At 57.0% G+C, this 20,221-nt stretch carries 23 protein-coding genes; 18 read left to right on the top strand and 5 right to left on the bottom strand.

What is annotated here, in order from left to right; translation table 11 throughout:
* Positions 1-94 precede the first annotated feature (94 nt).
* Positions 95-586, bottom strand: coding sequence for a DUF411 domain-containing protein (locus ABWP81_RS07535; protein WP_353140776.1), 492 nt, complete (start codon positions 584-586; stop codon positions 95-97).
* Between ABWP81_RS07535 and ABWP81_RS07530 the strand changes: the two genes are divergently transcribed.
* The 8 genes from ABWP81_RS07530 (at position 585) to ABWP81_RS07495 (ending at position 9,443) form a co-directional block, all read left to right on the top strand.
* On the top strand, positions 585-1,001 hold the full coding sequence (locus ABWP81_RS07530; RefSeq protein ID WP_353140774.1) for a hypothetical protein: 417 nt from the start codon (positions 585-587) through the stop codon (positions 999-1,001). The two genes, ABWP81_RS07535 and ABWP81_RS07530, sit on opposite strands and share 2 nt — an antisense overlap.
* Before the next feature lie 179 nt (positions 1,002-1,180).
* Positions 1,181-2,389: a TolC family protein gene (locus ABWP81_RS07525; protein WP_353140772.1), complete on the top strand. Its 1,209-nt coding sequence runs from the start codon at positions 1,181-1,183 to the stop codon at positions 2,387-2,389.
* A complete protein-coding gene (locus ABWP81_RS07520; RefSeq protein WP_353140770.1) occupies positions 2,386-2,985 on the top strand; it encodes a hypothetical protein in 600 nt (199 codons plus the stop codon). Before ABWP81_RS07525 ends, ABWP81_RS07520 begins: the two co-directional genes overlap by 4 nt.
* Positions 2,982-4,109, top strand: coding sequence for an efflux RND transporter periplasmic adaptor subunit (locus tag ABWP81_RS07515; protein ID WP_353140768.1), 1,128 nt, complete (start codon positions 2,982-2,984; stop codon positions 4,107-4,109). The genes ABWP81_RS07520 and ABWP81_RS07515 overlap by 4 nt, the downstream gene beginning before the upstream one ends.
* A gap of 16 nt (positions 4,110-4,125) precedes the next feature.
* Entirely contained in the window at positions 4,126-7,269 is a 3,144-nt protein-coding gene (locus tag ABWP81_RS07510) for an efflux RND transporter permease subunit (protein WP_353140767.1), read from the top strand.
* Positions 7,270-7,336: 67 nt separating this feature from the next.
* Complete coding sequence (locus ABWP81_RS07505) at positions 7,337-7,717, top strand: hypothetical protein (protein WP_353140765.1); 381 nt, start codon at positions 7,337-7,339, stop codon at positions 7,715-7,717.
* A gap of 36 nt (positions 7,718-7,753) precedes the next feature.
* On the top strand, positions 7,754-8,998 hold the full coding sequence (locus ABWP81_RS07500) for a voltage-gated chloride channel family protein (protein WP_353140763.1): 1,245 nt from the start codon (positions 7,754-7,756) through the stop codon (positions 8,996-8,998).
* Between the two features lie 10 nt (positions 8,999-9,008).
* Positions 9,009-9,443 (top strand): hypothetical protein, encoded by a 435-nt coding sequence (locus ABWP81_RS07495; protein WP_353140762.1) that lies wholly within the window; start codon positions 9,009-9,011, stop codon positions 9,441-9,443.
* Between the two features lie 28 nt (positions 9,444-9,471).
* Here ABWP81_RS07495 and ABWP81_RS07490 read toward each other — a convergent pair whose 3' ends face one another.
* Complete coding sequence (locus ABWP81_RS07490) at positions 9,472-9,669, bottom strand: hypothetical protein (RefSeq protein WP_353131536.1); 198 nt, start codon at positions 9,667-9,669, stop codon at positions 9,472-9,474.
* A 20-nt stretch (positions 9,670-9,689) separates the two neighbouring features.
* Between ABWP81_RS07490 and ABWP81_RS07485 the strand changes: the two genes are divergently transcribed.
* The 10 genes from ABWP81_RS07485 to ccmI are packed head-to-tail and all read left to right on the top strand — an operon-like array spanning position 9,690 to position 17,603.
* A complete protein-coding gene (locus ABWP81_RS07485) occupies positions 9,690-10,613 on the top strand; it encodes a GNAT family N-acetyltransferase (protein ID WP_353140760.1) in 924 nt (307 codons plus the stop codon).
* A 3-nt stretch (positions 10,614-10,616) separates the two neighbouring features.
* Complete coding sequence (ccmA, locus tag ABWP81_RS07480; protein WP_353131534.1) at positions 10,617-11,255, top strand: cytochrome c biogenesis heme-transporting ATPase CcmA; 639 nt, start codon at positions 10,617-10,619, stop codon at positions 11,253-11,255.
* Complete coding sequence (gene ccmB / locus ABWP81_RS07475) at positions 11,252-11,923, top strand: heme exporter protein CcmB (protein ID WP_353140758.1); 672 nt, start codon at positions 11,252-11,254, stop codon at positions 11,921-11,923. The genes ccmA and ccmB overlap by 4 nt, the downstream gene beginning before the upstream one ends.
* Complete coding sequence (ccmC, locus tag ABWP81_RS07470) at positions 11,920-12,663, top strand: heme ABC transporter permease CcmC (protein ID WP_353140756.1); 744 nt, start codon at positions 11,920-11,922, stop codon at positions 12,661-12,663. Before ccmB ends, ccmC begins: the two co-directional genes overlap by 4 nt.
* Positions 12,660-12,851, top strand: coding sequence for a heme exporter protein CcmD (gene ccmD / locus ABWP81_RS07465; RefSeq protein ID WP_353131531.1), 192 nt, complete (start codon positions 12,660-12,662; stop codon positions 12,849-12,851). Before ccmC ends, ccmD begins: the two co-directional genes overlap by 4 nt.
* Positions 12,851-13,318 (top strand): cytochrome c maturation protein CcmE, encoded by a 468-nt coding sequence (gene ccmE, locus ABWP81_RS07460; protein WP_353131530.1) that lies wholly within the window; start codon positions 12,851-12,853, stop codon positions 13,316-13,318. Before ccmD ends, ccmE begins: the two co-directional genes overlap by 1 nt.
* Complete coding sequence (locus ABWP81_RS07455; protein ID WP_353131529.1) at positions 13,315-15,234, top strand: heme lyase CcmF/NrfE family subunit; 1,920 nt, start codon at positions 13,315-13,317, stop codon at positions 15,232-15,234. The genes ccmE and ABWP81_RS07455 overlap by 4 nt, the downstream gene beginning before the upstream one ends.
* Positions 15,231-15,812: a DsbE family thiol:disulfide interchange protein gene (locus ABWP81_RS07450; RefSeq protein ID WP_353140754.1), complete on the top strand. Its 582-nt coding sequence runs from the start codon at positions 15,231-15,233 to the stop codon at positions 15,810-15,812. Before ABWP81_RS07455 ends, ABWP81_RS07450 begins: the two co-directional genes overlap by 4 nt.
* Positions 15,809-16,273, top strand: coding sequence for a cytochrome c-type biogenesis protein (locus tag ABWP81_RS07445; RefSeq protein ID WP_353131527.1), 465 nt, complete (start codon positions 15,809-15,811; stop codon positions 16,271-16,273). Before ABWP81_RS07450 ends, ABWP81_RS07445 begins: the two co-directional genes overlap by 4 nt.
* Position 16,274: 1 nt before the next feature.
* Positions 16,275-17,603 (top strand): c-type cytochrome biogenesis protein CcmI, encoded by a 1,329-nt coding sequence (gene ccmI, locus ABWP81_RS07440; protein WP_353140752.1) that lies wholly within the window; start codon positions 16,275-16,277, stop codon positions 17,601-17,603.
* A gap of 73 nt (positions 17,604-17,676) precedes the next feature.
* Here ccmI and ABWP81_RS07435 read toward each other — a convergent pair whose 3' ends face one another.
* From ABWP81_RS07435 to ABWP81_RS07425, 3 genes are read right to left on the bottom strand one after another with little or no spacing between them, the layout of a single operon-like run.
* The gene (locus tag ABWP81_RS07435; protein ID WP_353140750.1) at positions 17,677-18,267 is read right to left on the bottom strand and encodes a response regulator transcription factor; all 591 of its coding nucleotides are present in this window, start codon (positions 18,265-18,267) and stop codon (positions 17,677-17,679) included.
* A 22-nt stretch (positions 18,268-18,289) separates the two neighbouring features.
* Positions 18,290-19,486: a tryptophan--tRNA ligase gene (locus tag ABWP81_RS07430; RefSeq protein ID WP_353131524.1), complete on the bottom strand. Its 1,197-nt coding sequence runs from the start codon at positions 19,484-19,486 to the stop codon at positions 18,290-18,292.
* A 21-nt stretch (positions 19,487-19,507) separates the two neighbouring features.
* Positions 19,508-20,179, bottom strand: coding sequence for a site-2 protease family protein (locus ABWP81_RS07425; protein ID WP_353140748.1), 672 nt, complete (start codon positions 20,177-20,179; stop codon positions 19,508-19,510).
* Between the last annotated feature and the right edge of the window lie 42 nt (positions 20,180-20,221).

The following is a 20,221-nucleotide window of genomic DNA, read 5'->3' as shown; positions in this document are numbered from 1 at the left end:
GGGCGTCTTTCATTTGTACATGCCAAAACATACGGCGGATTTAAGGTGGCAGAGCAACAAAGGCTCACCATTTGAAGCGGCTAGTGAAGCTCACTTATGCAGTAGTTGATGGTTTGTAGGCACGAAAAACCCTGGATGTCCCGTCCTTGTGGATCAGTAAAACTTGGTAAGCGTCACGCTTGCCACCATAGGCAGGGCCATCCATTCCCGGAGAACCAATCGGCATTCCAGGAACAGCTAAACCTAAAGCTTGTGGTTTCTCTTTGAGAAGAAGTTGGATATCTGAGGCTGGCACATGACCTTCAATCACATAACCCTCGATAAGTGCGGTGTGGCATGACCCAAACGTCTGTGGCATGCCCAGCCTTGCACGCGCAGCGGTATTTCCTTGGTCCATGACTTTGACTAAGAAATTATTTTTCTGTAAATGATCAATCCAGTCTTTGCAGCAACCGCAGTTCGGATCCTTCCAAACTTTGACTGGCACAGGATTTGGTGCCACTGCGATAGAACCAGAGCTCATTGCAAGCAAACTTAAAAGCAGTGATCGCCTTTTGAGAGTCATTGAGTACATTTTTAAAGTCATGTTTTATCTACTTGGGTTCATTATTTATCCAATGGTAAAAACCGTTATATTGGAGGTTATGGCTGTGAAATTACGAACTGTTCTTTTAATCCTATGCATGGGCTGGCAGTCGCTGGCCTTTGCAGGTTTCGGTGCGGTTGTGGCCCACGAAGAGCAAGAGCAGCACGAGTTGCTTCACTTCCAAGGTGTTGCCCATCATCATGACGACCACGCCGAAGACTTTCATCAAGACAACTCCTCGGCATCAACTGCGCATTGCCTGTCTGACGCCTCCCAGTTTTCTTCGGCCTTGCCTACCCCGCAATGTTCTTTACCTTTGCTGGCGGGCACTTATTACCTCTTTGTAGAGCGTTTCTTCTCCAGGGGCCAACTGCTGCCCGGCGGACTCGATCGCCCCCCGAAACCAAGGGCCTGACTTTCGGCCGTGCCTGCGCTTGAACTTGCGCAGTGCTTTTTTGGTTCCGCCCCTTTCGCTGCGCCTGTATTTGGCGCAATGTGACCGGGCGTAAATAGTCGATCAATATGATGAAAAAAATGACATGGCGTCAGCCATGGCAGCCGTCGCTCGGTTTAATGCCTTGCGTGCTGCTATGCATGGCTCTCGGTGCTTCAATGCCAATGCGGGCGCAACAAACTACGCAAGCCTCGTCCAACGCTGCGGCGGGCATTCTTACGCTCAACCAAGCGCTCGAGGCTGCTTGGCTGCGTTCATTGGAGGTATCCGAATCACGCGGTCGTTTTGCCCGCGCTCAGGCTGATTTGGCCGTCAGTCAAAGCTGGTTGGCTGCAACACCTGCCGTGAGCATGGGCCAACGCGAGGCGCGCGCAGGTGCGCCTGCCGGAAGTCGTGAGACCGAGCTTGGGATGGCGTTTCCCCTTTGGCGGCTCGGACAGCGTTCCGCTGGAGAGCAGGCAGCCCAATCTCAGTCGGGTTGGGTTCAAGTCACTGAACAGGTCGAGCGCTTACGCTTGGCAGGGCGGCTGCGCGAGGCAATTGGCGCCTTGAATCTGGCCGAAGTCGAATTGCAGCAAGTGGAACGGCAGGTCCAAGTCTTAGGCCAATTGACGCAGGATGTAGAAAGACGAATGCGTGCAGGCGATCTTGCCCCCTCCGATGCACTTGCAGCGCGGGCTGAGTGGCTTGCGGCCCAGGCGCAAGCTAGTGCAGCGCGTCAAGCCTTGGGTGTGCAGAAATCCCAATGGCACTTGCTCACGGGCCTTGCTCCTATGAAATTGCAGACGAGTGTCGTCCCTGCCTTGGCGCAATTGCCGGACAACCACCCCGAACTCGTTCTCGCAAGCGCAACCTTGGACTTAGGCCAGCGTCGGGCAGACCTGGCGCGAGTTCAGCGCCCTGATTCGCCACAACTGACATTGGGTATGCGACAAGAGTACCCGGGGCAAGGCTCAAGTTCGCAAAGCAGTGTGGTGGTGGCGCTGCGAGTGCCTGTGGGTGGACAGGTCTACCAGCAGCCGCGCATCGCTGCGGCGCTCGGTGAACTGGACATGGCACAAACCCAAGCGCAGCGAACGCGCGAGCGCTTAACGGCCGAACTGGAGCTGGCGCAAAACCAACTAGACCTGAGTCAGGTCCAACTGCAAGCGGAACGAGAGCGCGTGCAATTGCTGGGCGAACGGGCCCGTTTGATTGACAAGTCCTTCCGTGCCGGTGAAACGGCGCTACCCGAAATGCTGCGTGCCATAGCCGCAGCTGCCAGCGCCGAGAGTGGCGCGGCGCGTCAACACATAAACCATCAAACGGCGATTGCTCGCCTTGAACAAGCTTTGGGACTATTGCCATGATTTATACGTTTATTTCCAGATTGGTTTCGACAGGCTTGACAGTCAGCCTGTTGGCGCTGATGCCTGTAATCACTTGGGCCGGGCCCGGCGCACATGGCCCTAACGGCGAGCACTTGGATTCGCCAACAATGGGCAACGCCAACGCCACGCGGGCAAGCCTTCAAATTGAAGCCAGGTCTGATCTCTTCGAACTGGTTGCAACGCTGACCGGTGGCGAGTTGTCTATTTTGATTGACCGCTTTGCGACTAATGAGCCGGTGCTAAGGGCGCAGGTTGAGGTCGAGTCAGGCGGTCTGAAGGCGCAGGCTAAATTTCACGAAGATATCGGCGATTACTCGATCGATGACCCGGCCATGCTCAAAAAGCTCTCTTCACCGGGTGAGCATCCTCTTGTAATTACTGTGCTTGCGGGCGAGGACAGCGACTTGCTTGATGGCGTGTTGCAGGTGCCCACGTTCTCGGCCGATCATGAGCACGGCATTCATTGGGCGTGGTGGGTTCTTGGTGCATTGATTATTTTTGCGCTGCTGGGCATTGCAGCCGCGCTTGTGCACAAAAAACGTCAGCGTCAGTTCTCCGAAGGAGGTCGAGTATGAAACGTCTGTCTTACTTTGGTGCGCTAGTAGCGATTTTGTCGATGGTCAGTGCCTTTTCTGTTTGGGCGGGTCCTGGCGCTCACGGCCCGAATGGCGAACACTTGGATCAAGCAACATCTTCAGCTGCCGGTGGGCTAGCCCGCTTAGCAGATGGCAGCGTGAATGTACCCAAGCTTGCACAAAGGCGTATGGGGCTTCGCACCCAAATAGCCCCCGAGTCCGAGGCCGCCGCGACCATTCAGTTGCCTGGCCGAGTCGTGGCAGACCCCAATGCAAGTGGTCAAGTGCAAGCCACCCATGGCGGACGTGTTGAGCCTGGGCCGCGTGGATTGCCTATGGCGGGTCAAACAGTCAAGCAAGGCGAGGTGCTGGTTTGGGTGCGTCATCATGCCGATCCGTTTGCCTTGGCCGCACAACAATCGCAGCGCGCAGAGTTAAAGGCTGCGCGAGATTTGGCTGAACAGCGCCTGCGCCGGTTGGAGTCTCTCGAAGGCACTGTGCCTCGAAAGGATATCGACGCTGCACGCATTGATGTCCAGTCACTAACTGAGCGCGAGCAGCGCATTGCAGCGAGTTTGGATGCGCGTGAGCCCTTGCGCGCGCCGGTTTCGGGTGTGATTGCACGTGCCGATGTGAAGGCGGGCCAGATCGTGGACACACGCGAGGTGTTGATCGAGGTCGTTGATCCTGCGCATCTGATGGTGGAGGCTAGCACTCCCGATGTGTCGCTTGGCGGTCGCTTGGGCGTGGCCTATCTGGCTGGGATCGAGGGCATTAAGTTGCAGCTGGTAGGCGCTGCCCGCTACTTGCGTGACGGCGTATTGCCACTTAACTTTAGAGTTTCGGTAGCTGCTGGTGCATCACCTCTCGCAGTCGGTCAACCCGTGACAGTGGTCGCGGCGCTAAAGGAGCGGCGCAAGGGCATCGTTTTACCGGCGTCTGCTGTCGTGCGCAGCCCGTCGAACGAACCCATCGTCTGGATCAAGACGGGCGCTGAGCGCTTCATGCCGCAGCCGGTGCAGGTACAGCCGCTGGACGCTGTGACGGTATTGATCACCCAAGGACTGGCTGCTGACAACCGTGTGTTGGTGCAAGGCGCGGCGCTGGTCGCGCAGATTCGCTGAACGGAGACTAAGCATCATGTTCAATTGGATCGTTCAATACAGCCTGCGCAACCGGCTATTCGTCCTGGCCTTTGCTGCTTTGCTCATGGTTTATGGGGCATTGACCGCTTGGCGCACACCGGTCGATGTGTTCCCCGACCTCAACAAACCGCTCGTGACGGTGCTGACTGAAGCAGGCGGCATGGCCCCGGAAGAGGTCGAGCAACTGGTGAGTTTTCCCATCGAGACGGCTCTCAACGGTATGCCCGGTGTCACCCGGGTGCGCTCCACCTCAGGCATTGGCCTCTCGGTCGTGTATGCCGAATTTGACTGGGGCACTGACATTTACCGCAATCGCCAGTTGGTCGCCGAGCGATTGGCTCAGCTGCGCAGTCAACTGCCTGCCGACATCACGCCCGTTATGGGCCCCGTCTCGTCCATCATGGGCGAGGTCATGCTGATTGCATTGCCGCTGCAAGGCGGCGAGGGCGCTGCCACGCCCATGCAGGCTCGTGAATACGCCGACTTTGTATTGCGGCCTCGCTTACTTGGTATCGCTGGTGTATCCCAGGTCATTCCCATCGGCGGCGAGGTACGCCAGCTGCGTGTGGAGCCCGATCCGGCACGAATGGCTCAACTGGGCATTTCACTGAGCCAAGTCGAGCAGGCCCTACGCGGATATGCCGGCAATGCTGGGGGTGGATTCATAGACCTGAACAGTCGGGAATACCTCATTCGTCACATGGGCCGTACCCAGCGGCTGGAGGACTTACAAGGCATAGCCGTGGCTTGGAAGGAAGGTCGACCCGTGTTGCTGCAGCAAGTCGCTCAAGTACGCTTCGCTGCTGGCCTCAAGCGTGGCGATGCGGGTTACCAAGGGCAGCCTGCTGTGATTTTGAGTGTGCAAAAGCAGCCTGCGGCCGATACGGTCAAGCTCAGCAAGCAAATTGAGCAAGCCTTGGGTGACCTGCAAGCTGGCCTGCCACAGGGGTTGGCCAAACCCCAGGTGCTGTTTCGGCAGGCTGATTTCATCAAGGCTTCAGTTGGCAATGTGACGGAGGCGCTGCGCGACGGCGCGGTGATTGTGGCCATCGTGCTGTTTGCGTTTTTATTGTCTGTTCGCACTACGCTGATTTCCTTGATCGCCATTCCACTGTCGCTGGCGGTCACGGCCTTGGTCTTTCGCTGGCTGGACCAGTCGATCAACGTCATGACGCTGGGGGGCTTAGCGATTGCGATTGGTGAGTTGGTCGACGATGCCGTGGTAGACGTCGAAAACATTTTGCGTCGGCTCAAAGAGAACCGGGCTCTAGCTCAGCCGCGTTCGGTGATGGCGGTCGTACAGCAAGCTAGCGTTGAGGTGCGCTCAGGCATTGTGTACGCCACAGTGATCGTTGTGCTGGTGTTCGTACCTTTGTTCTCGTTGCCAGGCATTGAAGGCCGTCTGTTCGCACCGCTGGGTATTGCTTACATCGTCTCCATCTTGGCGTCGATGGCGGTCTCCATGACAGTGACCCCGGTCTTGTGCAGTTACCTGCTTCCCAAAATGAAACAGCTGGGACACGGGGATAGCCCCCTTGTGACGCGCCTGAAGGCTTGGGACCGAAGGTTGCTGGACTGGTCCTTTCCGCGTGCGCGGGTCCTGATCACTGGCGCAGTTGTTGCCGTTGCTTTGGCCGCCGCCAGTGTGCCCTTTTTTCCACGCGCTTTTCTGCCGGCTTTCAACGAGGGTTCGCTGGTGTTGTCTCTGTTGTTCAACCCGGGCACTTCGCTGGCCGAGGCCAACCGCATGGGGGCGGTGGCCGAACAACTGATCGGTCAGGTGCCTGGCGTCAGTCAGGTGGGTCGGCGTACGGGTCGAGCTGAACTTGATGAGCATGCCGAGGGTGTGCACTCGACCGAGATTGACGTGGACTTGATTCGCGATGGCAAGCCGGTCGATCGCGAGCAAGTGATGGCCCGCATCCGCGCCCAACTGGTTGTATTGCCCGCGCAAGTGGCGATTGGTCAGCCGATTTCGCATAGGTTGGATCACCTGCTCTCCGGCGTTCGGGCGCAAATTGCGGTCAAGATTTACGGCGACGACACCGACACCTTGCGCGGGCTGGCCGAGCAGATGCGCAGCCAGCTGGCCACCATTCCTGGCTTGGTGGACCTGACTGTTGAGAAGCAGGTACTGATTCCACAGATCGTGGTTCGGCTTGACCTACAGCGTCTCGCGCAGACAGGTCTGGCGCCGGGTGAAGCACTGCGCATCCTGAAGGCATTGACGGACGGTGCTCACGGCTCGCAAATTGTGGATGGTGCCAAGCGCTACGACTTGGTGTTGCGACTGCCCGACGACAAGCGCAGTCCGCAGGATCTGGCTCGCACGCTGGTAGATACGCCGGCAGGACGCTTGCCCGTTTCGAGTTTCGCCACGGTGACGGAATCTGATGGCCCCAACCAGATTGGTCGCGAAAATGGCCGTCGGCGTATCGTCGTTTATGCCAACAGCGATGGCTCCGACATGGGCCGCATCGTTGCAGACATCCGCAAAGCCATTGCTGCCACAGCGCTCCCAAGCGGCAGCTTCATCAACCTAGAAGGTCAATTTCAAGCGCAGGAGCAGGCGACCGGCCAGATCGTGGGCTTGTCGCTGGTGTCGTTGGCGCTTATGTTCCTAGTGCTTTACTCGCGTTATCGCTCGGCGGTGCTGGCGGGCATCATCATGGCCAACATTCCGCTTGCATTGATTGGAAGCGTTGTCGCGATGTGGCTGGCGGGCGTGACGCTGTCGGTAGCAACGATGGTGGGCTTTATTACCTTGGCGGGTATTGCCACGCGTAACGGCATCTTAAAAATCAGTCATTACATCAATCTGTGCCGTTTTGAGGGAGAGACCTTCAGCCAAGGCATGATCGTGCGCGGATCAATCGAGCGGCTGACACCAGTGCTCATGACAGCGTTGGTGGCGGCCTTTGCGTTGACGCCGTTGTTGATGGCCGGTGATGCGCCGGGTAAGGAGATTCTGCACCCCGTCGCGGTGGTTATTTTTGGTGGTTTGATCAGTTCCACGCTTTTGGACACCTTGCTTACACCGCTGCTATTCTGGCGCTTCGGAGCCGCGGCGACGGATCGGCTTTTGAATCCAAGCAGCACCGAAGAGGATCTGCAGCGACCCGAGCACGATGCGTTTTGACGAGTTGAGCTACAGGCTTGGTGGTGCCGCCTTCAAGCGCATCACGCCCTACAAGGAGTTAAGAGATATGAAGATGAAGTATTTGATTTCAGTGGCTAGTTTGGCCATTTCTTGCCTGAGCATGAATCCAGTATTGGCCCACGGTGATGCCAAGCCCCAGCATGGCGGTATCGTGCAGATGGTCAATGACCTGAGCTTTGAGTTGGTAGCCCAGGCCGATGGCGCCACGATTTATTTGATGGACCATGAGAAACCAATGGTCACCAAAGGCATTACTGGCAAGCTCACCGTTTTGCAAGGCAGCAACAAGACTGAAACCGACATCAAAGAAGCAGGGGGCAACACACTGCGCGTCATGGGCGTCAAGCTTGGTAAAGGTGACAAACTCGTCGCTGCGCTGAGCAACGTTGGCGGCAAGACTATGACCGTACGATTTACGATCAAATAAACGCCTTAACAATAAGAAGGATAAATAGGGTGACAGATGCCGCATCTTGAGCAATCTTCCAAGCTAAAAATCCTGCGTTACTTGGCAAAGTGGGTGGCTTTAGCAACGTTGGTGGCCGCCCTGGCTGGCTCAGCATCAGCCCTGTTTCTGTTTGCGCTCGACTGGGCCACTCACACCCGCGAAGCCAAACGATGGCTGATTTGGGGCTTGCCCGTGGCGGGCTTTCTGGTGGGCTGGTTGTATTTGAAGTTTGGCCAGCAAGTGGAGGCTGGCAACAACTTGCTGATTGACGAAATTCACGACCCCAAAAAAGTAGTACCCCTGCGCATGGCCCCTTTGGTGTTGGGTGGCACAGTGATTTCGCATTTGTTTGGCGCTTCGGTGGGCCGCGAAGGCACGGCGGTGCAAATGGGTGGGGCGTTGGCCGATCAGTTGACGAAGCTTTTCAGGCTCAACACGTCGGACCGTCGTATGGTGTTGATGGCCGGCATCAGCGCTGGCTTTGCTTCTGTGTTTGGCACGCCTTTGGCGGGCGCTGTGTTTGCGCTAGAGGTGCTGGCCATGGGCCGCATGCGCCTAAATGCTTTGCTACCTTGCTTGATTGCGGCGGTGCTGGCCGATCAAGTGGGTTTGTGGTGGGGCGTGCAACACACGCATTACATGGCGGGGGTGATGCCTGGCATCACCGCTTGGCTGTTGGTAGCCATGGTTTTGGCGGGTGCTGTATTTGGGTTGACGGGCAAGTTGTTTGCCGACGGCACACACGCGCTGAGTGCTTGGATGGCAAAGCGCATAGCCTATGCGCCCTTGCGCCCCTTGCTGGGCGGCGCGGTGATTGCAACTGTGGTGATGTGGGGTAGCTTTGACCGCTACATCGGCCTAGGTATTCCAGTGATGGTGGAAGCATTTGCCCACCCACTCGCGCCCACTGACTTTTTGGGCAAGATGGTGTTCACCATCGCTTCGCTGGGCTCTGGCTTTAAAGGGGGCGAGGTCACACCTTTGTTCTATATCGGCGCGACCTTGGGCAATGCCTTGGCGCCGTTGTTGGATGTGCCATTCCCTTTGCTGGCGGCTGTGGGTTTTGTGGCGGTTTTTGCGGGAGCCGCCAACACGCCCATTGCCTCCACCCTGATGGCCATGGAGCTGTTTGGTGCGGAGATTGGGGTGTTTGCCGCGTTAGCGTGTGTGATGAGCTACATGTGCTCGGGCCATTCGGGAATTTACCGCGCCCAACGCCTTGGGCATCGCAAGACCGATGCACCGTCTGAGTCTTCATAGAATGGGTGCTATGACTAAGAACCTCGCCCGTTTGCTGAAAGCCACGCTGTTATGTATGGCGGTGTTCTCAAGCACCGCATTTGCCCAAACTTTCAAAATGCCTTGCGAGGTGGAGGGTGCCATCCCTGCCATGGAGGACCTCAAGCTCAAGCCGCAAAAAGTGGTGATTGAAATTCAATCCTTGGGTAGCAACATCTTTCTGAAGATGAATGGGCCCGAGCCTTATGTGTTGATCGCCAACAGCTTAAGCACAGAAGAGTTCAATGGCAAAAATTTAACCACGGCCAAAGAAATGGGCGCGTTTCGCAAACACAAGGTGTCGGGTGCAGAGTCAGAGATTCGTATCGCGCAAGCCACGGTGATCGTGACCGCCTTCACCGACACTACCTACCTGGGCAAAAAAGTGCGCGTCAACATCACGGGGCCTTGCAGCGCCCCCCGTTAGGGCTGTGAAGACAGCAATGCTTCAGTGTTTAAAACCAGCACCAAAAACCGGTGCAACTGCCCGTGATTTGTTGAATCAGCACGTCCACCAAGCTGCTGATGGCCAGCAGGGGCAAGCCTGCGTAAACAAACACCCACAGCACCAACACCAGCGTGAGGCGGGGTTCTTCCAAGCGGTGGCCCATCACGGTCTGAGCTTGGCGGCGAAGGCGAAGTTTGTTCAACATGGTGCGGAGATTTTAGGCGCATGAAAGTCAACTGGGACACCCTGAGCTATCCCGAGTGGGACGCGCACCATGCCGCCGCCGCTGCGCCCCTGCAGCAAGACTGGGCCTACGGCGCATGCATGAAGACATTGGGCGTAGGCGTGTTGCGTGCCTTTGTGTCGCAAGACGGCGCACCCGTGGCCCTAGCCCAATTTATCGTGCGCCGATTTGTTGGCGGCTTGGCCAATATGGCTTTGTGCTCCTTAGGCCCAGTGTGGTTGCAGCCTTTGTCGGGCACTGACAAAGCGCTGGTCTACAAAGCCTTGAAGCAAACCATGCCCTTGAAAAACTTGCGCGTCGTGGCTGTCACGCCCCACGAGGCGCAAAGCCCAGGGCTGGGCTTGTCCCGTTGGCGCCGCGTGATGACGGGCCACAGCACCGTGGTGCTGGACCTTTCGCCTGAGTTAGAAGTGTTGCGCGCTCAGCTTGACGGACGTTGGCGTTATAGCTTGGCGCGCGCTGAAGAGGCAGATTTGACCATCCACCGCGTCGGCACCAATGCGGGGCAATACCGCTGGCTTTTAGATGCCGAGATGCAGCAGCGCGAGCAACGTGGTTTGCACGGATTGCCCTTGCACTTTTTTGATTTGTATGTGCCCTCGCGCCAACAACCCACCCAAACCATTTTGACCGTTCGTGCCGATGTGGGTCGTGACCGTGTGGCGGGCATGATGTTTTTGATTCATGGCAAGGCTGCCACCTACCAAGTGGGTTGGAGCGGCGATGTAGGCCGTGAGCAAAACGCACACAACCTTATCCTGTGGCGCGCCATGCAAGAGTTGCGCGAGCGCGGCGTGCGCACGCTTGACCTTGGTGGTGTCAACACCACGCGCAGCGCGGGCATTGCGCGTTTCAAAATAGGCACGGGCGGTCAAGTGCTGACTTGCGCTGGCACCTTCATTTAACCCATGCTGCGCGTGTCCCACCTTTCCTGCAGCCGTGGCAACAAGCCACTGTTTGCCGACGTCAGCTTTGAGTTGCAAGCGGGCCAAGCTTTGCACCTTGAGGGTGACAACGGCGTGGGCAAAACCAGCTTGCTGCGCATCGTCTGCGGCTTGTCACCCGCCGATGCGGGCGAGGTGTGTTGGCACGACAAAACCATTCAACACAACGCTGCGGCGTTTCGCTCGGCCTTGTTTTATTTGGGCCACGGCTTGTCGCTCAAAGAAGAGCTTACGGCTTTAGAAAATCTCATGTCAGATGCCGCGGTGTCGGGCCGATCACTCAGCGAGGCACAGGCCTTGGTGGCCTTGGCCCGCATGGGGCTGCGCGGGCGCGAGCATTTGCCGCTGCGTGTTATGTCGCAAGGCCAAAAGCGCCGCACTGCGCTGGCACGTTTGCTGGCTAGCCAAGCCCCGCTGTGGGTGCTGGACGAGCCCTTTGTGGCGTTGGATGCCAAAGCCGTCGACGGTCTGCGCGGCCTGTTGGCCGAGCATGTGGTCAACGGCGGCATGGTGTTGTTCACCAGCCATCAGCCGGTGGTGCTTACCCCTGCCAACGGCTCGCCAATGGATGTGCAAACCTACCGATTGAGAGGCCTGGCATGAGCGGCAGCGCTTTTATGGCTGTGCTGCGGCGCGACTTGCTGCTGGCGATGCGCCGCAAGAGCGAGGTGCTGACGGCGGTGTTTTTCTTTGTCGTGGTGGCGGCGCTGTTTCCGCTGGGTATTGGCCCTGAGCTCAATACGTTACGCCTCGTGGCCCCCGGTGTCTTGTGGGTGGGTGCGCTGCTGTCGAGCATGCTGGCTTTGCAGCGTTTGTTTGAGGCCGATTACCGCGACGGTACGCTGGAGCAAATGGCTTTGTCGCCCACGCCAATGTCCTTACTGATCAGTGCCAAACTCTTGGCGCATTGGTTGGTGTCAGGAGTGCCGTTGGTATTATTGGCGCCAGTTTTAGGGTTGCAATTTGACCTCTCATCGGATGCTTTGGTCACCCTCACGTTGGCCCTGTTGTTGGGTACGCCGGTGTTGTCTTTGGTGGGTGGTATTGGCGCTGCATTGACTTTGGGCGTGCGTGGCGGTGGGGTGCTGTTGTCGCTGTTGGTGTTGCCTTTGTTTATCCCTGTGTTGGTGTTTGGTGCAGGCGCTGTAGAAGCGCAAGCCAGTGGTTTGGGTGCAGAGGCGCACTTGTCGATTTTGATGGCCATGCTGTTGCCTGCGGCATTTTTTAGCCCGTTTGCATGTGCAGCTGCTTTAAGGATCGCGTTGGAATGAAAAGTATCAATTGGTTTCACTACGCTGCGCCACAGACCTTTTATGGTTTTGCAGGACGTGCTTGGCCCTGGTTTGCCGTGTTGGCCACCGCGCTTATGTTGGCGGGTATGTGGCTTGGCTTTGCCGTCGCGCCCGCTGATTTTCAGCAAGGTGAGGGCTACCGCATCATCTTCGTGCATGTGCCCGTCAGTTGGATGTCGATGGTTATTTACCTGGCCATGGCCTTTTGGAGCGTGTTGGGCCTGACCTTCAACACCCGCTTGTCGGGCATGATGACCCGCGCCCTGGCCCCCACCGGCGCCTTGTTTGCATTTCTGTCGCTCTGGACAGGGGCACTTTGGGGCAAGCCCATGTGGGGCACTTGGTGGGTGTGGGATGCGCGCCTGACCTCTGAGTTGATTTTGTTTTTCCTCTACCTCGGCTACATCGCCTTGACGTCTGCCATTGACGACACGCGCCGTAGCGACCGTGCTGGGGCCCTCATTGCCATCGTGGGCGCGATCAACGTACCCATCATTTATTTCTCGGTGAAGTGGTGGAACACCTTGCACCAAGGTGCGTCTGTGTCGATGACCAAAGGCTCGAGCATGGCCGAGGTCATGTTGTGGGGCATGTTGCTGATGGCGCTGGCGTTTTGGTTTTATACCGTGGCGCTGGTGTTGTACCGTGTGCGCACCCTGATCGTGCAGCGCGAGAGCCATGCCACTTGGGTGCACCAACTCGAAGAGGTGAAGGCATGAGATGGGAAAGCTGGAGCCAGTTTTGGGCCATGGGCGGCTATGCCGTGTATGTGTGGGGCAGCGTGGGTGTGACGGCTTTGCTGATGGCGCTGGAAGTGTGGCAAGCCCGCTGGGCGCACCGCGCAGTGTTGAATCAATTGAAAGCCGAGCAAGCAGTGGCTCAATTACCTGTTGAAGAATTGATGTGATGAAACCAAGAACCAAACGATTTGCACTGATAGCCGTTGGCATTGTGGTGTTGTGCGCGGCAGCGGCTTTTGTACTGAATGCTTTCCAAAGCAATTTGGTGTTTTTCTTCACGCCCACGCAGGTCAGCAATGGCGAAGCGCCCAAGGGGCGTACCTTTCGCGCGGGCGGCATGGTGAAAGAGGGCAGTTTGGTGCGCGATGGCAACACCGTGCGCTTTGTCATCACCGACACCGTCAACGAAATGCCCGTGAGCTATGTGGGCCTGTTGCCCGATTTGTTCAAAGAAGGCAAGGGCGTGGTGTCGCAAGGTAAGTTGGGCACCGATGGTTTATTTGTGGCTAGCGAAGTTTTGGCCAAGCACGATGAAAACTACATGCCACCCGAAGCCCAACACGCGATGGACCAAGCCGCTGCGGCCAAAGCCGCTAAATCCTTAGAACAGCCGAACACCAAGGGCAACCCATGATTCCAGAACTCGGTAATTTCGCACTTATGCTTGCCGCCTTGGTGGCGGTGATGCAAGGCGTGCTGCCCATCGCAGGCACTTTGGTGCGCCAGCCACAGATGCAGGTCACTTTGCAATCGCTGGCGCGCCCGACGGCCGCGTTGCAGTTTGCGTTGGTGGCGTTTGCGTTTGGCGCGCTGGCCACTTCGTTCTTGAACAACGATTTCTCGGTGCTGTACGTGTCGCAACATTCCAACTCGTTGCTGCCCAAGCCTTACCAATTCGCTGCGGTGTGGGGCGGCCACGAAGGTTCGCTCTTGCTGTGGGTGCTGATGCTTGCCTTGTGGTCGGTGGCGGTGGCGGTGTTCTCACGCAGCTTGCCACTCGACATGGTGGCGCGTGTGATTGGCGTGTTGGGCTTGATCTCGGTGGGCTTCTTGTTGTTCATCTTGCTCACCTCCAACCCATTTGACCGCTTGTTGCCCGCGGCCTTGGACGGCAAGGATTTAAACCCCTTGTTGCAAGACCCCGGCTTGGTGATTCACCCGCCCATGCTCTACATGGGTTATGTGGGCATGGCCGTGGCGTTTGCGTTTGCGGTGTCTGCTTTGATGAGTGGCCGCTTGGATGCAGCATGGGCTCGCTGGTCGCGCCCTTGGACGGTGGTGGCTTGGACCTTCCTCACCTTTGGCATTGGCCTGGGTTCTTGGTGGGCGTATTACGAACTCGGCTGGGGCGGCTGGTGGTTTTGGGATCCGGTAGAAAACGCGTCGCTCATGCCTTGGTTGGTGTCCACGGCGCTGATTCACTCCTTGATGGTGACTGAGAAGCGCGGCAGCTTCAAAGCATGGACAGTTTTGTTGGCGATTGCAGCGTTCTCTTTGTCGCTGCTGGGCACGTTCCTTGTGCGATCGGGTGTGTTGACTTCGGTCCATGCGTTTGCGTCTGACCCCAAGCGTGGTGTGTTTATTTTGGTATTCTTGGCCGTGGTGGTGGGTGCGTCGCTCACGCTGTTTGCTTGGCGCGCACCGCGTGTGGCCTTGGGTGGCCGCATGGAGCTCGTATCGCGAGAGTCGTTTTTGTTGGCCAACAGCGTGTTGCTGGTGGTGGCCACGGCAGCGGTGTTGTTGGGCACGATTTACCCGCTCATCATTGATGCGCTAAACATGGGCAAGTTGTCGGTGGGGCCGCCTTATTTCAATGCGGTGTTTGCGCCGCTGCTTGTGCCCACGGTGTTTTTGATGGTGCCCGGCTCGGTGGCGCGTTGGCGCGATGCCAATGTGCGTGAGATTGCACACAAACTGCGTTGGACCTTTGCGGGGGCGTTGGCCTTGGGTCTGCTCCTGCCGTTTGTGTTGGGCGGTTGGTCCATGGGCGCAGCGTTTGGTTTGTTTCTGGGTTGCTGGGTGGCTTTGGGTATGGGCCAGCAAGTCATTGAGCGTCTGGGCAAGCCGGGTCGCATTGGCGCATCGTTTTGGGGGCAACACACGGCCCATTTAGGTATGGCGGTGTTGGTCATTGGTATCACGGGCGTGAAGTGCTACGAGGTGGAGCGCGATGTGCGCATGCAAATTGGCGACGTGGTGACCATCGCGCCCTATACCTTCCGCTTGAACTCGCTTGACGAAGTGCTTGGCCCCAACTACAAAGCGGTTCGCGCCGATGTGGAAGTGCTGCGCAACGACAAGGTCATAGAAATTTTGCAGCCAGAAAAACGTCGCTACTTCTCATCGGCCATGGCTATGACAGAAGCGGGCATTGACTCGGGCTTCATGCGCGATTTGTATGTGTCGCTGGGCGAACCGCTGAATGACGCTCGCACCGAGTGGAGCATGCGGGTGTATTACAAGCCCTTTGTGCCGTGGTTGTGGGGCGGTGTGTTGCTGATGGTGTTGGGCGGCGTGTTGGCCGCCCTTGACCGGAGATACCGCAAATGAAAAAGGTGTTCATCCCGTTGGTCTTGTTCGTCGCTTTGGTGGTGTTCTTGGCCGTGGGCCTGAAGCGCGACCCGCGTGACATTCCTTCCCCCTTGGTTGGCAAGCCTGCGCCGCACTTCACTTTGTTCACCTTAGACAAAGGCGACAACAAGTTTTCTCCCATCGACTTGCAAGGCCAAGTGTGGATGCTCAATGTGTGGGCCACTTGGTGTGTGGCGTGTCGCGAAGAACACCCCGTGTTGGTGGCGTTTTCTGAAAAAACCCAAGTACCCATCGTGGGTCTGAGCTACAAGGAAATTCAGCCTCAAGACCCAGCCTACAAAGCGCCGTTTGACGACAAACTCAAGCTTGCACGTGAGCGCAGCCAAGTTTGGCTGAAGCGTCATGGCAACCCCTACGTCACCACGGTCATGGACCTCGATGGTCGTGTGGGCATCAACTACGGCGTTTACGGCGTGCCCGAAACCTATGTCATCGACAAGGGCGGGGTGATTCGCTACAAGTTTGTGGGCGCTGTCACGCCAGCCTTGTTGGCCGAGAAAATTTTGCCCCTGATTTCGGAGTTGAACAAGTCATGAAACGTGTGATCCTGAATGCCGTGTTGACGCTTAGCCTCGTTTTGTTTGCGTCTGTGAGCACGGGTCGTGAGGCCATGCTCATGTCCGAAGACCCCAAGCTTGAAGCGCGATTAGATGAGCTCTCGCATGAGCTGCGCTGCATGGTGTGCCAAAACGAATCATTGGCATCTTCTCGTGCCGAGTTGGCCGACGACTTGCGCAGCGAAGTGCGTGAGCTGCTTCGCTCGGGCAAGTCCGACCGAGAGATCAAAGACTTCCTCGTCTCCCGTTATGGCGACTTTGTGTTGTACAACCCTGAGGTCAAACCGCTCACCTGGGTGTTGTGGTTTGGCCCATTTGTGTTGCTGGTGATCGCCGTCATCTTCCTCGGTATGTATTTGCGTCAACGCCGTGCACTGGCTGCGCCTGAGGCCATGAGCGACGACGAGCGCAAACGCGCCAAGCAACTGTTGAAAGGTTGATGTGAATCCCCCACTTGTTTTTATTTTCTCAGCCGTAGCCATGATGGCCGTGGTGATGGGTGCGTTGAGCGTGGCACTGTGGCGAGGCTCTCAACAGGGAGCGCGCATGGCGTCGCAGCAAAACGACGCTGCCAACAACCCCGCCCTAGCCAACGCAGCCGTTTACCGTGACCAAATGGCCGAGCTCGACCGCGAATTTGTGATGGGTAACCTGAACTACGAAGAGCTTAAAGCCGCGCGTGATGAGCTGTCGCAACGTTTATTGGTCGACGTAGGTGCCGAGGGTTTGACTTCTGCGCCTGTGACACCTGCTGCGTCCGGCAAGTTGCTTTGGCGCAAGCCTTGGTTGGCCATTGGCCTGCTGGTGTTTGTGGTGCCCGTGTCGTCCATGCTTATGTACAGCGTGTTGGGCGAGCCTGCCGCGCTGGATCCGATGGCGCTGAAACAAGGTGTGGATTCATCTGCCGAGGTCACGCCAGAAAAGCTGACTGAAATGGCCACTGCGCTCACGCGCCGTCTACAAGATGAACCCAACAACATGGACGGTTGGGTCATGCTGGGGCGCGTTCAGCGTGCGCGTGACCGTTTTGAAGAGTCTGCCGAAGCCTACGCCAAAGCCCTGGCACTGAGCCGCGATGACAACCTGTCGATTGAACGAGCCGAGGTGCTGGCGCAAAAAAATGGCGGTAGTTTTGCGGGAGAGCCTTGGGCCATCATTCAACGCGTCCTCACGGCTGACCCACTTCACCTCAATGCCTTGTTCTTAGCCGGCAGTGCGTCGTATGCCGAGATGAACTTCACAACTGCTTTGCGCTACTGGGAACGTGCCCGCGAAGTGGTTTCCGCCGATTCGCCCGATGCGCCCGAGCTAGACCGTGCCATTGCCGAAGCGCGCAATAAGATGGGTTTACCAGCCATCCCGCCGCGTGCGGCAAAGGCATCCGAGCTGCAAGCCAGCAAAGCCGCCATGGCTGCCGGCAGCATCAGCGGCCGCGTGACCTTGATCAAAGAGTTGCAAGGCTTGGTTGCGCCCACCGACACCGTGTTTGTTTATGCCACACCTGTGGCGGGCTCGCGCATGCCCGTGGCCATTGTGCGCACCACGGCCGACAAACTCCCCTTTGACTTTGTGCTGGACGACAGCACCGCCATGAACCCCAGTGCCAAGCTATCGGGCATGGCCGAGGTCACGGTGCGTGTGCGTATTTCAAAGAGCGGCCAAGCTATGGCTCAGCCTGGTGACTACGGCGTCAGCCTGACCCCTGTGAAGCTTGGGAGCAAAGGCCTGAACTTGATGGTGCGAGACACCTTGCAATCCACACCGCAGTGATGTGGTGATCGCGCATTAAAAAAGCCCCGCAGTCTTCAAAACTCCGGGGCTTTTTGTTTGGGTGTCCGCTGAATTACAGCAGTCCGTTCATGCGAGCAAAGTGCAAGGTCTGGGTACGGCTCTTCACGTCCAAACGACGGAACAGGCGCCACAAGTGAACTTTCACTGTGTGTTCGCTGATATCCAACTCAGCGGCAATATCGCGGTTGCTCAAACCACGGTCGAGCATGACGATGAGCTGCTTTTGGCGCTTGGACAGTTTGGTCTCGCCAACGGCAATAGCTTCTTCGTCGCCGTTCTCGGCAGCAAACAAACCTTGGATGGCTAATGAAATTTCATTAGCCGGTGAGGACTTTTCGATATAAATATCTGCCCCGGCTTCGATGCATGTCTCTTCCGCCTCACCTGCAGGCATAGAAGAAATCACAGCCAAAGGAACGTTGGCGTACATAGTCTTGATGTCTTTGACCGCTGATGTGCCTTTGACGCCAGGCAACAACAAATCGAGCACAAACAAAGCAGGCTCACCGTTTTTGATGATGGCCGCTTGTAATTCGCTGAACTTTTCCAGTTCGATGACTTTCGATGCGGGACGCATGCGACGCAGCAACATGGCAATGGCTTGGCGTACCAAAGGATGGTCATCAATGATGTACATACTCATTTTTATTACTCCTGAATCAATATTAGTAGTTTAGCCCCATTGCGGACCGGACTTCTCGCATAGTCTCACGGGCTGTTTTGCGAGCTTTTTCAGTACCTGCGTCCACGATATCACGAACAATCTTGGGGTTTGTGATGTACGGCTCGGCCCGTTCAAGCATGGGTTGCTGCTCGCGCAGAATGGCGTCAATGATGGGTTGTTTGCAGTCTAAGCAGCCAATGCCCGCTGTCTTGCAGCCTTGCGCCACCCACTCACGTTGGCCTGCATCGCTGTAGACGAGGTGGAACTGCCACACGGGGCATTTGTCGGGGTTGCCCGCATCTGTGCGTTTTTGGCGTGCGGGGTCGGTGGGCATGCGCTTGACCTTTTGCTCAATCGTGGCGCGGTCTTCGCGCATGGCAATCGAGTTGTTATAGCTCTTGCTCATTTTCGCGCCGTCAAGGCCTGGCAGCTTGCTGGCGTCGGTCAGCAGAGCGTGTGGCTCGGTCAAGATGACCTTGCCCGTGCCTTTGAAGTAGCCCTCTAAGCGCTCGCGGTCTTGCACGTCGAGCTCGGGTGAAGAGGCGATGAAGCCCAGCGCGCCTTCCATGGCTTTGGCGTCGCCCGTTTCTTGATAGGCTTTGCGTGACTTTTCAAAACGCTTGATGCTGTCTTTGGACAACTTGGCCAGAGACGCTTGTATTTTTTCTTCTGCGTTGATTTCGCGGCCATACAGGTGGTTAAAGCGCCGAGCGGCTTCGCGCGTCAGCTCTACGTGGCTGGCTTGGTCTTCGCCCACGGGTACATACTTGGCTTTGTAAATCAAGATGTCTGCTGCTTGCAGCAGGGGGTAGCCCAAGAAACCGTAGGTGGACAAGTCTTTGTCCTTGAGTTTTTCTTGCTGGTCTTTGTAGGTGGGTACGCGCTCTAACCAGCCCAGCGGTGTGCCCATGGCCAAGAGGGTGAACAACTCGGCATGCTCGGGAATGCGGCTTTGCAAAAAGAGGGTGCAAGCGTTGGGGTCAAGCCCAGCAGCCAGCCAGTCGATCACCATTTCGTAGACGTTCTTCTCGATCACTTCACGGTTTTCGTAGTGTGTGGTCAGGGCGTGCCAGTCGGCCACGAAGTAGTAGCAGTCCATCTCGGATTGCAAACGCACCCAGTTTTTCAAAGCGCCGTGGTAGTGGCCCAAATGCAAAGCACCCGTGGGGCGCATGCCAGAGAGAACGCGTTCTTTCATATCGTGCTTACTTTTTCTAAATCAGGGGTGCAATATAAATTCAAAGGGCGTCAGCAAGAGCGACAAAGCGAACACAGTCCACTTCATCAAAGGCCCCATCCAGATGGTGTCAAGTTGTTTGAAGACGACCAGTGCCAGCACAATGTAAATGCCATAAGGCTCAACCTTGGACAGCCAAACCGCCGCACGCCAAGGCAGCAAGCCCACCAGCACGCGGCCACCATCGAGCGGCGGCAGTGGAAACAGGTTGAACACAAACATCGACACGTTCACCACGACCCCCGCCAAACACATCTTCAAAAAATAGGTTTCGGTCACGCCGAAATGCTTCATCAGATAAAAGGCTAACAACCAAGCCAAAGCTTGCAAGAAGTTGATGGCTGGGCCCGCAAACGCGACCCAAATCATGTCGCGTTTGGGGTGGTTTAAATTGCCAAAACGGACCGGCACAGGGCGAGCGTAGCCAAATAAAAAGTTGCCGCCAGAGGCGAAGTAGAGCAGTGCAGGCAATGCAATCGTACCTATAGGGTCGATGTGTGGGATGGGGTTGAGCGTCACGCGGCCTAACATCCAAGCGGTGTCGTCACCCAGTTTGTGAGCCACGTAGCCGTGTGCAGCCTCGTGCAGCGTGATGGCAAACACCACGGGCAAGGCATAGATCAGGACGGTTTGAATCAGCTCAGAAAAATTCACAGCATCATTGTCGCATTCAGCATAGCTTGGCTAGGCGCTCAG

The organism is Limnohabitans sp. (genome assembly GCF_040401135.1).
Taxonomy (GTDB): domain Bacteria; phylum Pseudomonadota; class Gammaproteobacteria; order Burkholderiales; family Burkholderiaceae_C; genus Limnohabitans.
This window is presented reverse-complemented; position numbering and strand designations above follow the sequence as displayed.